General features: G+C 60.4%; 12 protein-coding genes and 2 pseudogenes. 2 read left to right on the forward strand and 12 right to left on the reverse strand.

Translation table 11 applies throughout. The features are described from left to right. Positions 1-7: 7 nt before the first annotated feature. From OC71_RS08360 to OC71_RS28710, 5 genes and pseudogenes are all read right to left on the reverse strand, one after another. On the reverse strand, positions 8-1,057 hold the full coding sequence (locus OC71_RS08360) for an alpha/beta fold hydrolase (RefSeq protein WP_041067065.1): 1,050 nt from the start codon (positions 1,055-1,057) through the stop codon (positions 8-10). 86 nt (positions 1,058-1,143) lie between these two features. Then, the gene (locus tag OC71_RS08365; RefSeq protein WP_041067067.1) at positions 1,144-1,578 is read right to left on the reverse strand and encodes a YqaA family protein; all 435 of its coding nucleotides are present in this window, start codon (positions 1,576-1,578) and stop codon (positions 1,144-1,146) included. Continuing rightward, positions 1,578-2,024 (reverse strand): DUF411 domain-containing protein, encoded by a 447-nt coding sequence (locus tag OC71_RS08370; RefSeq protein WP_041067070.1) that lies wholly within the window; start codon positions 2,022-2,024, stop codon positions 1,578-1,580. Before OC71_RS08370 ends, OC71_RS08365 begins: the two co-directional genes overlap by 1 nt. 164 nt (positions 2,025-2,188) lie before the next feature. Beyond that, positions 2,189-2,716, reverse strand: a pseudogene (locus tag OC71_RS28705) (methyl-accepting chemotaxis protein); the annotation flags it as partial. 333 nt (positions 2,717-3,049) lie between these two features. Next, positions 3,050-4,180: pseudogene (locus OC71_RS28710) on the reverse strand (cache and HAMP domain-containing protein); the annotation flags it as partial. 380 nt (positions 4,181-4,560) lie between these two features. On the opposite strand from OC71_RS28710, the gene OC71_RS08380 reads away from it, so the two are divergent. Next, positions 4,561-5,088, forward strand: a complete 528-nt coding sequence (locus tag OC71_RS08380) for a hypothetical protein (protein WP_041067079.1) — start codon at positions 4,561-4,563, stop codon at positions 5,086-5,088. Between the two features lie 45 nt (positions 5,089-5,133). On the opposite strand, the gene OC71_RS08385 is transcribed toward OC71_RS08380, so the two are convergent. From OC71_RS08385 to OC71_RS28350, 6 genes are all read right to left on the reverse strand, one after another. Continuing rightward, a complete protein-coding gene (locus OC71_RS08385) occupies positions 5,134-6,057 on the reverse strand; it encodes a GNAT family N-acetyltransferase (protein ID WP_041067082.1) in 924 nt (307 codons plus the stop codon). Then, positions 6,057-7,346 carry a phenylacetate--CoA ligase family protein gene (locus OC71_RS08390; RefSeq protein ID WP_041067085.1) on the reverse strand — a complete coding sequence of 430 codons (1,290 nt, stop codon included), beginning with the start codon at positions 7,344-7,346 and terminating at the stop codon, positions 6,057-6,059. Before OC71_RS08390 ends, OC71_RS08385 begins: the two co-directional genes overlap by 1 nt. Before the next feature lie 49 nt (positions 7,347-7,395). Then, the gene (locus OC71_RS08395) at positions 7,396-9,798 is read right to left on the reverse strand and encodes an acyl-CoA reductase (protein WP_041067088.1); all 2,403 of its coding nucleotides are present in this window, start codon (positions 9,796-9,798) and stop codon (positions 7,396-7,398) included. A 1-nt stretch (position 9,799) separates the two neighbouring features. Further along, complete coding sequence (locus OC71_RS08400; protein WP_041067092.1) at positions 9,800-10,930, reverse strand: acyl-protein synthase; 1,131 nt, start codon at positions 10,928-10,930, stop codon at positions 9,800-9,802. Further along, on the reverse strand, positions 10,930-12,195 hold the full coding sequence (locus OC71_RS08405) for an MdfA family multidrug efflux MFS transporter (RefSeq protein WP_041067096.1): 1,266 nt from the start codon (positions 12,193-12,195) through the stop codon (positions 10,930-10,932). Before OC71_RS08405 ends, OC71_RS08400 begins: the two co-directional genes overlap by 1 nt. A gap of 248 nt (positions 12,196-12,443) precedes the next feature. Continuing rightward, positions 12,444-12,581, reverse strand: a complete 138-nt coding sequence (locus OC71_RS28350; protein ID WP_177327908.1) for a hypothetical protein — start codon at positions 12,579-12,581, stop codon at positions 12,444-12,446. Positions 12,582-12,738: 157 nt separating this feature from the next. Here OC71_RS28350 and OC71_RS08410 point away from each other — a divergent pair, with 157 nt between their 5' ends. Then, positions 12,739-12,927 carry a hypothetical protein gene (locus OC71_RS08410; RefSeq protein ID WP_041067099.1) on the forward strand — a complete coding sequence of 63 codons (189 nt, stop codon included), beginning with the start codon at positions 12,739-12,741 and terminating at the stop codon, positions 12,925-12,927. 18 nt (positions 12,928-12,945) lie between these two features. Here OC71_RS08410 and OC71_RS08415 read toward each other — a convergent pair whose 3' ends face one another. Then, complete coding sequence (locus OC71_RS08415; protein ID WP_041067102.1) at positions 12,946-13,329, reverse strand: fe2+ zn2+ uptake regulation protein; 384 nt, start codon at positions 13,327-13,329, stop codon at positions 12,946-12,948. Positions 13,330-13,511 lie beyond the last annotated feature (182 nt).

A 13,511-nucleotide genomic window follows, 5' to 3' on the forward strand; every position in this document is an offset into this window, starting at 1 on the left:
TACCTCATCAACGAACGGGATTGGGGTTGTTCAGCCAGCCGAGCAAGGCCTGGTGAAATTTCGTCGGTTCTTCCATCTGCGGCGCGTGGCCCATGCCGGGAAACTCCACCAGCGTCGACTGTGGAATCAGTTTGGCGACCTGCTTGCCGAGCACCTCATAGTGGCCGATTTTCGCCTTGACCTCGGGGGAGGCGAGATCCTTGCCGATGGCGGTGGTGTCGGACGTGCCGATCAGCAACAGGGTCGGCATCTTCAGGTCCTTGAACTCGTAGTACACCGGCTGGGTGAAGATCATGTCGTAGATCAGCGCCGAGTTCCATGCCACCTGGGTCTTGCCTGGCCCATTGCTCAGGCCGGCGAGCATGTCGACCCAGCGGTCGAATTCGGGTTTCCAGCGGCCGTCGTAATAGGTGTTGCGTTCGTAGTCACGAATGCCTTGGGCGGTGACCTTGAGTTCGCGCTGATACCACTGATCGACGGTGCGATAAGGCACGCCGAGGGCTTTCCAGTCCTCCAGACCGATCGGGTTGACCAGCGCCAGTTGTTCGACCTGTTCCGGAAACAATAGCGCGTAGCGGGTGGCGAGCATGCCGCCGGTGGAGTGGCCGAGCAGCGTGGCTTTCTGGATGCCGAGGGCCTTGAGCAGTTGTTGGGTGTTGGTCGCCAGTTGCTGGAAGCTGTACTGATAGTGGTCGGGCTTGCTCGAGGTGCAGAAGCCGATCTGATCCGGCGCGACGACGCGGTAACCGGCCTCGCTCAAGGCCTTGATCGAGCTGTCCCAGGTGGCGGCGCAGAAATTCTTGCCGTGCATCAGCACCACGGTGCGGCCGTTGGCCTTGCCATGGGCGGCGACGTCCATGTAACCCATCTGCAGGGATTTCCCCTGGGACTGAAAGGCAAAGTGCTTGAGTGTGTAGGGATACTGAAAACCCTGCAGCTCCGAACCATAGGTCGGGCCGTCGGCGGGGGCTGCTTCAGTTGCGGCGGCATGGGCAAACAGCGGCAGCGCGGCGCTGAGGAACAGGCCGGGCAGCCAGCGGGAGAGCGTGACGGACATAGGGACAAACTCCATGAAAATCGGCCGATGCTGGAACGCCCGGATTAGGGCGACGTTAACGACAGGCAACGCCGCGAGCGGAATGTTCAACCGAGCCAGCCCAGGGTCAGCATCGCCACCACCGCGTAGCGCGCGCCCTTGGCCAGGGTGACGATCAATAGAAAGCGCCCGAGTGGCTCGCGCATGACGCCGGCGATCAGGGTCAGCGGATCACCGATCACCGGCAGCCAACTGAGTAGCAGTGACCAGTGACCGTAACGCTCGTAATGTTTGCGTGCGGTGGCCATGTGTTTCGCGCTGACCGGAAACCAGCGTCGATCCTGAAACCGTTCGAGGCCACGCCCCAGCCACCAGTTGACCAGCGAACCGAGGACATTGCCCAGCGTCGCCGCGCCTAACAGACCCCAGAGCCAGTAACGATCGCTGGCGATCAGGCCGACCAGCAACGCTTCCGATTGCAGCGGCAGCAGCGTCGCAGCGCCGAACGCCGCCGCGAACAGCCCGAGGTAACCGGCAGCCATCAATGTGCCGGGTAGTCCGCCACCACCACATCCGTGCCGTCGTTTTTCAGGCCGATCACTTGATAGGCATCGCTCATGCCGTCCATTTCCATGCCCGGCGAACCCATAGGCATGCCCGGTGCGGCGATACCCAACAGATCGTCACGCTTGCTCAGGGCCAGTACTTGTTCAGCCGGCACGTGGCCTTCGACGAACTTGCCGTTGATCAGCGTGGTATGGCACGAGCCCAGGCGCGGTGGTACGCCGTGTTGCTGCTTGAAGCGGCTCATGTCGCTTTCGACGTGGTCTTCGACTTTGAAGCCGTTGGCTTCGAGGTGGCTGATCCATTTTTTGCAGCAGCCGCAATTGGCATCGCGATGCACTTCGATCGGAATCAGGTCGGCCGCCTGGGCCAGGGAGGAGAGAAGCAGGGCGCTGAGGGCGGTCAGTCGCAGGGAGGTTCGCATAATGGATTCTCGGCTCGGATGACGATCAAAAAGGAAAGCATTTTGACCGGATTATCCTGCCCGGCATCAACGGAGTGTTTCAAGTTGATACAAGACAGGCTGGCAGGATGATCATTGATCAAGCCTGACAGCCTGCTGAGAGGGAGATTACAAATCTGTCAGGCTCAACGAACCTTGAACCGCCCCATGATCGCGCTCACCCGGTTATTGGCCTCCAGCAGCTGGTGGGTGTTGCGTTCGCTGGCCTGGCCGCTGTGCACCAGTTCTTCGACCATGTGCCGGATCTGCACCATGCTGCGGTTGATCTCTTCGGTGACTGCGCTCTGCTGTTCGGCAGCGGTGGCGATCTGCGTGCTGAGGCTGTTGATGTGACTGACCGAACCGGCCATTTCATCCAGACCCGAGTTGACCCGCGCCGTGGCGTCGGCGGCGGACTGGCAACTGGCCTGAGTGTTTTCCATGGCGCTGACCGAGGAGCTCACGCCTTGGGTCAGGCGAGTCAGCATTTCGTTGATCTCCGAGGTGCTGGCCTGAGTGCGGGCGGCGAGGGCGCGGACTTCGTCAGCCACCACGGCAAAGCCGCGACCCTGTTCACCGGCCCGGGCGGCTTCGATGGCGGCGTTGAGCGCCAGCAGGTTGGTCTGGCCGGCGATGGCGCCGATCACCCCGAGGATCTCGGTGATGCGCTGGGCGTCCTGCTGCATGTTCTCGACTTTTTTGGTGGCGCTGGCCACTTCATCGATCAAGGCCACCACGCTGTTGGTGGCTTCACCGACGACCACCCGCGAACGGTCGGCGTTTTCGTTGGCGCGTTGGGTGAACGCTGCGGTTTCTGCGGCGTTCTGCGCGACGCTTTCGGCCGTCGAGCTCATCTCGGTGATGGCGGTAACGGTCTGATCGGTTTCCGATGCATGGCGCAGCAGAATCTGGCTGGTGTTGGCCGACGTGCGTTGCAGATCGTCGAGGCTTGAGGCCATCGCGCCGGTGGCCTGCGTCACTTCACCGATCATGTTCTGCAAGTAGGCAATAAAGGTGTTGACCGAGTGGCCGATGGCGCCCAGTTCATCTTCGGCGCGGATGGTGATGCGCCGGGTCAGATCGGCATCGCCGCTGGACAACGAATCGATATTGGCCTTGAGCGCCTTCATTCGCGACACCAGTTGGCGGATCGCATACACCTGCAACAGCACCAGCAGAATCACCAGCGGAATCTGCAGCAGGCTCAGGCTGCTGAGCACGTCGTCACGCTGGGCGGTGAGCATTTTCGTTGGCAGGGCGGTGGCGAGGAACCACGGCGTGCCTTCGATCGGGCGCATGAAGAACGTGCTGGCCTCGCCATTGTTGTCGAACTCGACGCGTTGCGCCTGATCACGGTTTTGCAGACCCGCTTTGACCTGACTGGCGAAGGTCGAACCGGCGGCCAGCTCGCTGATGTTCTTCAGCACGATCGGGCCGCTGATGCGCGAGCTGTTGCTGATGATCTTGCCGTCGGCCTCGACGATCAGCATTTCAGCGTTGAGGTCTTTTTCCTTGCGCGCCACCAGATCGTTGAAGAAGCCCAGCGTCACGTCGATGGTCGACACGCCCCAGGCTGCACCGTTTTTCTGGATCGCCATGGCGCAGTTGGTGCGCGGTTCGGCGCTGGCGTCGTCTTTATAGGCGGCCGCCCAGGCGCACTGGCCGCGCGGGGTCTGCATGCCACCCTTGTACCAGCTCTGATCGTAGTAGTTCGGCGCCGCGTCGCTGTTCCAGAAAGTGTTCACCGCCAGTTTGCCCGAGGCATCGCGGTGCCAGAACGTGCTGAACTTGTTACGTCCGGCTTCACGCTGACCCGGCAACGGCCAGATCCCGCCACCAAACACTTTCAGTTCGCCGTACTGATCCACCAGCCCCGGCAACACCGTGTCGATGGCCGCGCTGTCGAGCAGCGGAATGGTCTGGGTGATGCTGCGCTGCTGCGACTGAACCTTATTGAGTTCGCCCTGAATCTGCTCGGCGACTTCGGCAATCCGGTTGAGCACCACCTGTTCTTCGGTATGCCGCAGTTTGGGTGCAACCAATTGGCTGATACCGACCACGGTCAGCACCGACAGCAGCAGGATGAACAGAACCAGAAATAACGTGTAGCGAGCCTGAATGGTGCGGAATGCGGGCATGGAGACCGGTCCTTGAGCTGCGATTCTTATTGTGGGGTCGAGGGAAAAACGGCGGGGTCACACCAGCGTATCGTCGGCGAACGGGGAAGCTTTAGGTACTTTCGTGCAAGAAAGTTTCTGGCTGACAGAAGGGGCGTATCGACCCTGATACAAATGATTTGACCACCTGTTTAATCGGTACGGAAAAAGCATCGCCAGCCATCGTCAAACTGCCATGAAGCCCAGTGATAGTGAGCTTGCGGTGATTTGTATCGAGAATGTACAGAAATTGTAAGCGACTGCACTAAAAGGGTTGGTGCCACTAGTTGGCCGGTAGATACTTCGCGTCATTCAAAGTGTCACCAAGGACATTTCATGGTTATTTCACAGGGAGTCTTCTCATGACGATCGGCATTGTCGGTGGTTGGGAAAGCAAGGCAGGGGTGCTGGTTCGCAATACGGGCGCGAAAAAGCAGGTGAATCAGAGCGTCAAGGTGCAGCAGATGCTGACCATGGTCGGCAACGATCCGAACGCGCTGAATACCGCGGAAATGGACAAGCAGGGCCTGCGCAAGAACATCAAGGGCTTCGACCCGTCGAACACTTCGGTCAAACAACTGGGCAATCTGAGCGTTTTCCTGCGCAGCCGCGGGCTGATCTCCGAGATCACCTCGTTCACCTTGCTCAATGCTGGCGACAAGTTCGACCGGTTCGGCGTGACCAAAGACGTCGATGCCAAATTCAACGCACTGGAATATTTCGCGACCCAGCTCGACGCGATCCAGAGCAATGGCCTCAATGGCAACGCTTACGGCAAGAACCTGATCCCCGAATTCAAAAAGGCGATCTATGTGCTGCAGAACCTGAAAACCTACGGTGAAGGCAACGCGCCGAAACCGGTGGATCAAGGCGTCAAAGCCAAGGCCTGAATCTTGAGAACGGCCCGCCCATTTTTTTGTGGGCGGGCCGTTTTTTTAGCCTCGGTACATTTCCCCGGCGCGGCGGGCCTGGTCCTGCAAGCGTTGCATGTGCGGACAGTGCAATGTCAGCGTTGACGGCTGGTAGCCGCGATGAAACAGCGCCAGCCAGCCTTCGCTACGCTCATCGGGGACGATCCCGGTGAAAGCGAAACCTACATCGGCAAGTTGGCCCATTGCGGCGGGAAAACCCTGGGCGAGCCTGAGCCTGAGCGAAACCAGCCATTGCACCGGCAGTCGCTCAAGTTGCCTGAGCAGGTTGTCATCGAGCTCCTTGAGCACGATGTCATAGCGCCCCGAGGCATGTTCGACACGGACCTTCGGGCCTCTCCAGGGCGCGGCTTTGTCGGTGGTACCAAACGCCCCCTCCAGATGCGACATCAATTCGCCGCAATCCGCTGGCCAGACCAGCGCGGGCAGTGGGCGTCGAAAACCCTCGATGTCGTAGTGGCCGACAACGATCGTCTCTCGGTCCTGTCCTTCGAAGGGCGAAGCGGCGTAATCCGGCAACAGACCGCAGCTGTGAAAGCCGAGACTGGCGGCCATACGCTGAGTGTACGGATGGTGCGTGACCTGCTTGATGGTGACGCCCCGGCTATCCAGGGCCTGGGCATGAATCAGCAATTGCCGGCCCAACCGTGTGGCGATGTTCTGCCCGCGGGCATCCGGATGTACCACCGTCAGTGCCAGTTCTGCCAGTGAGGATCTGCCAGACCGGCGAAACAGGGTGGCATGCCCGCGAATCTGCCCGTTCACCTCCGCCACCAGCGAGTGCCAGCGCCCGTCACTGTGGTTCTGATTGATCATGCACGGCAGATATACATGCGGTTGAGGATAACGAGTGCTGTAAATGGCTTCGAACAGGCCATTGACTGCCGGTGCGTCGGTGATGCGATAACGCCGCAGGAGGGTCTTGGCCATCAGGCTTGCTGCTCGCACGGAGTCTGATAGTCGCGCCGGTCCACAACCCGCTGATGCTTGCCGGAACGTGGGTGACACGTCAGTTCATCGCTGGCGCAGGCGATCACATGCAGATCGAGCAATTGCTCGCGGTGCAGCTTCTCGATCAACGGATATTGCTCGATCAGCGTGCTGCGCAGGTTTGCGCTGGCCTGGGCGATATCAGTCATGTGCCTGTCGGGTACCCATCTGAGACTCAGCAGGTCTTTTTTTCCCTGCTGCTCGATGACCAATTGCCAGTCGGCGCTGGTACCGAGGCTTTGCACCAGTTCGCCAATGTCACGAATGTCCAGACTCAAAACGCCCACCCGCACTCGCTGGCTGCTCATGCTGCGTCCCATCAGTGCGAATTTGCGCATGGGCGTGCCGGGCGGTTCACGCCAGCACGCCAGATCACCGACGGGATAGCGGATGACGGGCATCAGGCGACGGGTCAGATTGGTCATGACCAGTTTGCCGTTACGGTTGCATTCTTCGATGACTGCGCCGCTCACCTCATCGATGATCTCCAGCATGCTGTGGTGCTCCAGCATTCGGTGTTCGCCCAGAGCGCAATCGCGAGTGCTGACGCCGATCAATCCGGCATCGACGCTGGCGTAACCGATGGAGGCGATACGCGCGTTCGGAAGCACCCGACGCAGCACTTGCAGCTGTGCGCCGAACAGGCTCTCGCCACCGTAGAGCAGGGTTTCGACGCCCTCCAGAACCTGCGACCGGCGCTCGAGCCAGGCGGCAAATTTCAACAGTTGCGCCGGCACGCCAGCCAGCACGTTGATCCGGTTCGCCACGATCGATTTGGCCAGTACGGCGCTATCAACGGCCCCGGCGAACGGAAACTCGCTGACGGGCGTCTCGACATGTGTCAGGGCATCGTGGACGAAAATGAAGCTTGCATACAGGTCACCGACGAAGAACAGATTGGCGACTCGGTCTCCGGGGTTCAGTTGTGCTGTGAGGTGGTTGCCGAAATCGCGCGTCAGGGTTTGCCATTCGCCGCGGGTGAACAGCGACAGTTTGCCTGAACCGGTGGTCCCCCCGGTCTGGAAGACCAGCGCATCCGCGGTCGGGCCGGTCAACGGCGACCACTGCTGCAGGGGCTGGCTGCCGTGCCAGTACTGCCCGGGATCGACCAGAGGCAACTCGTTCAAGCTGCTGAGGGGACCTGCAACGTCCTTGAAGTGTTCACGGTAATAAGGCGAATGTTGGCGGGCAAAATCGAGCAAGGCATTCAAATCTTTGATGGTGTTCATGGTGGTTTCATATGCAAAGGAGCGGTGGGGCGCCAGCAGGCGCCCATCTTCAGCGGCGTGAATCAATCACTGTCGGTGTTTTGCCGCTGTGTTTGTTGCGGACAAATTGCGCAACGGCGCATTGCTCGACGTCCACGGTGAGCAGTCCGGTCTGCACCAGCGTGCTCAGCGTTTGATAGTTCTGCAGCTGAAGGTGGGCCTGAGCCGGCTCCAGAGGACTGCGTAGTCGCATGCGCTCCCGGCCGTCAGGGCCGTGGTCGAGGATCAGTTGAAACGGTGCTTGCAGGTGCTGCTCCAGCGTTGTCAGCGAGATGAAGTCAGTGCCGATGCGCAGCAATTTGCCGTGCCGTTGCAGCAGCTCGAAGCGCGGTGAGGTCAGACCGCAGGGACATGGGCCGGATAGCCAGCGTCCGCTGTCACCGATGTCATAGCGCTGCACGGACTGGCCCTGACGCGCCCGGGAGGTAACCAGCAGACGCCCCGACTCACCGTGATCGACCGGCGCATCCTGATCGAAATGGACGATTTCCAGGTGCTGGATGTCGCTCATCAGGTGGAACACACCGTCTGCCGTGGCCTGGCAGGCATGGCCGAGCGGACCGGCATCGACACTGCCGTAAATCGCCGACCGGATCAGCCTGACTCCGCAGCTTTGCAACAACTCGCGGGTGGGCGCGCTCACGTGCTCGCCACCGAGAAAAACCTTGTCGATGGCGCCGTAGCGCTGCAGTGTCTGCTGTTCGTTGAGAAACAACCGGTGCACGGTGCTGGGCATGCCGATCAGCACGGTGATCCGTTGTTGCACGATCAGTTGCGCGATCTCCCGGTAATCGTCATCCGCTGGAGCGCCCATCGGCCAGTGTCGGGCCTCCAGTTGTTCCAGCGCCTTGGCAAAACTTGAAAACCCACCGTACAGCCCGCCGCTGAAGAACAGGTTCATGACGTTGTCTTGCGCCGGATCGAGGCCGGCGGCGAGCAGACCGTCGGCGGTGGCACGCATCTGAAGCTGGAAATCGTGGTAACTGAAAGCGGAAAGTGTGGGCGTACCGCTGCTGCCGCCGGACCGAAAGTACAGTTGTGCCTTGGCATTCGGTGGCTGACTTGCAAATGTCGCCTTGTCCATGATCGAAACCCCTGATAGCGCTGGCTCAGGAGGCTGGCGGTCAAGCGTGGCACGACCCGCCAGCGCGTCCGGCGGCAGGCTGACCGACACGCGACGGCTCAGGCGCTGCAGGGCGTAAACACCGTCATGGGGTTCGCCGTCGTAGCCGTCGTGGATGGCTTCAATCGGGGCGATGCGGGTCACACCGGCGGCGATCAGCGTCTGCGCCAGTTCGGCGATTTGCACCTCAGGACACAGCAAGGCACAGCTCTGCAGTACGTTGCGCCACGGCAACAACGTAGCGCCGAGCAGTTCGCGGGGCAGGGGTTTGAGCAGCAGGCTGCGAAACAGCGCAGAAGGTTCGAGCTGACGGTCATGGCTCCAGATCACCCGCCAGTGCGGCGTATTCCAGACCCGGCCGCTTTGCCCGGCAAAACTCTGCGCCAGCCGCGCCATCGCCGCACTGGTGGTGATTTGTGAGGCTTCTTCGAGCGTCGGGGTGAGCGCCGGCCAGTGCCCGGTGCGACGCTCGAACGCGGCAGCCAGTTGCGCCCCGATATCGTTCAATACGCTCGCATCGTCGCTGTCGACCAGCAACCATTGCGGGCTGGAGCAGGCTTGCTGATCGAGGCGGCAGACTTCATCGGCAATGGCATCGAGGACGGCGGGTGATGCCGCATCCGGGGTCAGGTAGGCGAAGCTGATGCGGTGACCCCAGTCGATCCAGCGACAGCCTGGCGGGATCTGCAGTCGGATGGCTTGCAGCGCGGTTTCGCCGCCCCAGGCGGAGACACCGTTGGCGTGTTTGCACAGCTGACCGATTTGTCCGGTCGTTGTCGGCAACACCGCGACGTATCCATCGAGTTGCCCGCTCGGGTCACATTCCAGCAACTTCTGGAGCAGGCGCGCAGTGAGTCCGCCGTCGCTGCTGCTGGGCCGCAGCCAGTTGACGTTGCCGCTCAACAGACCCTCCAGCATTGCGCAGAACGCCAGCAACGGCGCGTTGGCCGGCGTGATGTGAACCACCAGTCCCAGAGGGCTCCAGCGCTCGAAACGCGACTGCCGATAGTCGATGCGGCGCAGGGAGTCGGGTTGCAGGCCCAGCTCACGATCAAGCTTGGCCTGCAGCGTCGCAGGCTGGCAGAAGTCGATCAGGGCCTGGCGTTGGCTGGTGTCGAGTGACAGCTCCAGAGGTTGATGCTGCAGGCGTTCGGCGAACGCCCGCGCAGCGGTCAGTAAAGTGGAGGTCTCAAGGGGTGTCTGCAGCCGATTTGGCAGTTGCGGGTAAAGTTGTTGCAGCGCACTGTCGAGATCGCAGTCGCAGCGCAGTTTTCCGTTGATCAAGTACATATCAGTGTTTCCCCAGGAATTCGGAAGCGGCCATGGCGCAGCTCCTCGCGGCCGTCGTGCCGGCGCGGCCATGCAACTGGAACCAGTCGCTCGCCAGACCACAACCGCAACTTGCAGCGGGATACAGCGTGGCGAGGTCGCTCATGACCACCGCGTGGGCGGGACTTGACGAGATGTAAGGCGAGACCAGACTGAGCAGACCGCACTGCCCATAGGGCAGGACCGAAAAGTCCACGGGGCTGCGTACGTACACTTTCGAATAGACCGGTACATGAAAATGGTGGTGGGCACACTCGATGTAAGGCACCGCGTGCTCGACGGCGCCGTAGCCATCGCGACAGTCTTTGGCATCCATGCCCAATTGCTGCTGGATCCGTGCGTACAACTGTTGCTTGGGGACCTCTTCGGCGGCACGGGTTTTCCAGCCTCCACCAAAGAACGCCAGCGACCCGGCCGGCAGTTGCAGATCCGTCGCGCCGGTGGCGCGCATGCGTTGCAGGGTTTCCCACAGAAAAGCCGGGAAACCGAAGATGCGCACCGGCAAACCTTCTTCAGCAAACGCTTGCAAGGCCGTAATCACGCCGAACAGATCGAACCGATGACCGTCACCGTCGGCCCGTAGCGCATACACCACCCGATTGACGGGGGCGAAGCCACACAGAAACTGATCGGTGAACGATGTGCCCAAGGTGATTCGCGCCTGGGGTTCGTAGCTCAGCAACAGGTAATTGCAGGGCGTATGCGGTGTAATCCAGCCGTACTGCGCAAAGATCCGCTCGACCATGTACTGCGCCGCACCCAGGCTGCGCGCGTCATAACGCATGCGGCTCTTCTGCCCGCTGGTGCCGGAGGACGTCAGTTCCAGTGCGTCCTCGCCAGTGGGGCTGAGCAGCAAATGCTGTTTGAAGAAATTGGCAAAAATCGGTGGCAGGTGCGACCAGTCCTCCAGGGTCTCGAGGTCTTTGGCTGCAATGCCATTGGCGTTCAACCAGTGCTCATAACCTGGGGTCTGTTCGATGTGAAAACGGGTGATTTCGAGCATGGCCCGATCAAACAGACCGGGCGCCAACAAGTCCGCACAGTAGGCGGCCGTGGATGCACAGAGTGCGTCACTGTGAGGGAAAAGGTGCATTAGCGGGCCTCCTCAGGTGTAGCCGGTGCAAGGTTGAGTGGCTTCGACAGGTGCACAAAACGCTGGATCAGCGGCAGGCACAGCAAACCAGCGAGTGCCGCGCACAGGGCGAAACCCTCGAGACTGTCGGCACCGCCAACAGCGGCGATCAGCGAACCGCCCGTGCCCATTACGACAATCGAGAGCATGCCGATCGTCGCGGAAACCAGGCCCTTGCTGTCATCGCTGGCGAAAAGTGCCAACCGGTACAGCGCCGCATTGCTCATGCCCAAGCCAATGGCATACAACGACAGGCTGGCAATCAACAGCGGCAGCGCAGCGCTGGACAGGGCGGTGCCGATCAATGCGATCAGGCCCAGGCACAGTGGCCATAGCGCAATGCGAATGACCCGGGTCAACGAGTGGCTGGCGAGCAAACGATCAAGGATCAGATTGCCGACAATCACGGCGCCGAAGATCGGGATTTGCCACAGCCCGTATTCGCGCGAGGACAGGCCCAGCAACTGCATCAGCAGCAGCGGCGACAGCCCGATCCAGGCAATCAGGGGCAGGCTCATCAAGCCCAGTGCGAGGCTGGCGTACAGGAAGTGGCGGTTGCCGAGCAACGTCAGATAGCGCTGCCCAATTTGCCGTGCGTTGAACGCAACGGGTGCCTGTTGTTGGCCGTCGTTGCGCATGACACCGATGGTCTCGGGCATGCAGACATACAGCCCCAGCCAGGCAACAGCCGCCGCCAGGCCCAGGCCGAGAAACAGCGTCCGCCAGCTCAGCCATTCGAGCAGCAGGCTGCCAAGCAATGGCCCGAGCAGCGGCGACAGCAATGCCACATTGCCCAACAACGCCATCAGGCGCACGGCATCCGCTTCACGGAAAACTTCCTGCAGGGCCGGATAACTGACGGCCACGACGAAGCCCAGGCCCATCCCCTGCATCAGCCGCAGCAGGTTGAACGCCTCAATGCTGCTGGTGCCAAAGGTCGCGGCACAGGCCACGCCGAACAACAGGCACCCGCTCAACAGCAGCCGCCGCCGGCCAAATCGGTCGGAGAGTGGCCCCATCAGCCATTGCAGGCAGACACCACCGATCAGGTACAGATTGAATGCGTAGGGAACATGCTGCGTGTCTGCTTCGAATTCCAGGGTAACGGCCAGCATTGCCGGCATGATCAGGTCGCTGGCCATGTAGGTCAGCAGTTCAAACAGGGAGACGGCCAGACAGAAGCCGAGGGCCTGTCCGGGGCTGATATCGATAAGTGTTCGTTGCATGCGCGGGTGTGCTCGTGGTTGGGCATCAGGAGCGCAGAGGGTAGGGTGGTGGGGAGGGGGATTTACACCAGGAAGGTATGAGCAGAAATATCAAAAAAGCGCAAAACGTTGCAGCTCGAAGAGTCTTACAAAAGCTTGTTCAGCGTCTTACACGCGCAGGTCACATTAAAGGCAGAAAGCGCCTGCTATTCAGCAGGCGCGGTCGTTCCGGGAACACAGTTTTTAACGTTTATGCGGGGAGTCATCGCCTATCGATGTTGATAATAACCGGGACCTTCCTGGTACCGATGGTGGTCGTCATGCCAGCCGCCGTGGGGGAAAATGATGCAGCCGCTCAAGGTCAGTACGGCAAGGACGGGAATCAGCCAGGTGATTCGACGGAACATTTCAAAAATCCTCATGGTTACGCCGTCATGAAGCCAAAACTCTTCATCGGCTGTAACATGAGACCGCGTTTATCAAAGCCCATCCCCGCAACACGGTATGTGCATGGCATGCAACCGGATACAAACCGGATACATTTGAAAGGTTCAGGAACCCGCAATGACCCAGAAGCAACGTTTGAAATATTCGATACTGATCGCGCTGTCGGTGCTGGCGATCATGCTCGGCCTGTCGTGGCTGCAAAATGCCGGGATGATCAGCGAGAAGACGTTCCAGTACATCGCCATCGGTGTGGCGGTGGTCGTGGTGGTGATCAACGGGGTGATGCGCCGCAAGGTCAAACCCTGACGGCGATCGCGGGACGCTTCAATCGTGATTGAGCACGGCAGCAGCCTGTGGATGCAGGCTGTAACTCTTGTCCGGGTTGAAGGTGACCACACCTTCGGCACACAGACGCTTCAACACTTCGCGCACGCTGAGAAAGGACAACGGAATATCCAGGTCCAGCAATTGGCTGTGCACACCGCGTACGCCCAGGCGTCGATCGTTTTGCGCGGCGACCAACAGCGCGTCGATGACCTTCAGGCGAATCAGGCTGGTGCGCAGGCCGAAGCTTTTGAGCAGCAGGCGAATGCGCTCATTGCCCTGGCGCTCGGGGCTGGGGCTGGGTGCGAAACTGCTCGCGCGGGGACTCATGGAAGCTCCTTGTGACGCCTGGCTACCGTCCGTTGGTAGTTGCGAGTTGTACATGGGTTACTCCTTTGCAGAGCCTGTTCAGGAAACGTTTTGGCTGCTCTCAGTAAACAAGACGTTTCAGCACGACAAATCATGAAAGGAAATATGTAGAAATTTTGTCGGTTATTCGTTGTTTTCCCGTCATCGGCGGTTTGTCACTTGGGCAAACGGGCTAAATATTTTTTTGCTGCATTCGT

Origin of the sequence: Pseudomonas sp. W15Feb9B, assembly GCF_000828175.1 — a bacterium.
In the GTDB taxonomy this organism is placed as follows: domain Bacteria; phylum Pseudomonadota; class Gammaproteobacteria; order Pseudomonadales; family Pseudomonadaceae; genus Aquipseudomonas; species Aquipseudomonas parakoreensis.

Bases quoted from the DNA above. Each gene is read 5' to 3' on its own strand.
- OC71_RS08400 (WP_041067092.1), bottom strand. From the start codon at position 10,930: ATGCACCTTTTCCCTCACAGTGACGCACTCTGTGCATCCACGGCCGCC.
- OC71_RS08410 (WP_041067099.1), top strand. From the start codon at position 12,739: ATGACCCAGAAGCAACGTTTGAAATATTCGATACTGATCGCGCTGTCG.
- OC71_RS08395 (WP_041067088.1), bottom strand. From the start codon at position 9,798: ATGTACTTGATCAACGGAAAACTGCGCTGCGACTGCGATCTCGACAGT.
- OC71_RS08380 (WP_041067079.1), top strand. From the start codon at position 4,561: ATGACGATCGGCATTGTCGGTGGTTGGGAAAGCAAGGCAGGGGTGCTG.
- OC71_RS08365 (WP_041067067.1), bottom strand. From the start codon at position 1,578: ATGGCTGCCGGTTACCTCGGGCTGTTCGCGGCGGCGTTCGGCGCTGCG.
- OC71_RS08360 (WP_041067065.1), bottom strand. From the start codon at position 1,057: ATGTCCGTCACGCTCTCCCGCTGGCTGCCCGGCCTGTTCCTCAGCGCC.
- OC71_RS08405 (WP_041067096.1), bottom strand. From the start codon at position 12,195: ATGCAACGAACACTTATCGATATCAGCCCCGGACAGGCCCTCGGCTTC.
- OC71_RS08370 (WP_041067070.1), bottom strand. From the start codon at position 2,024: ATGCGAACCTCCCTGCGACTGACCGCCCTCAGCGCCCTGCTTCTCTCC.
- OC71_RS28350 (WP_177327908.1), bottom strand. From the start codon at position 12,581: ATGTTCCGTCGAATCACCTGGCTGATTCCCGTCCTTGCCGTACTGACC.
- OC71_RS08385 (WP_041067082.1), bottom strand. From the start codon at position 6,057: ATGGCCAAGACCCTCCTGCGGCGTTATCGCATCACCGACGCACCGGCA.
- OC71_RS08390 (WP_041067085.1), bottom strand. From the start codon at position 7,346: ATGAACACCATCAAAGATTTGAATGCCTTGCTCGATTTTGCCCGCCAA.
- OC71_RS08415 (WP_041067102.1), bottom strand. From the start codon at position 13,329: ATGTACAACTCGCAACTACCAACGGACGGTAGCCAGGCGTCACAAGGA.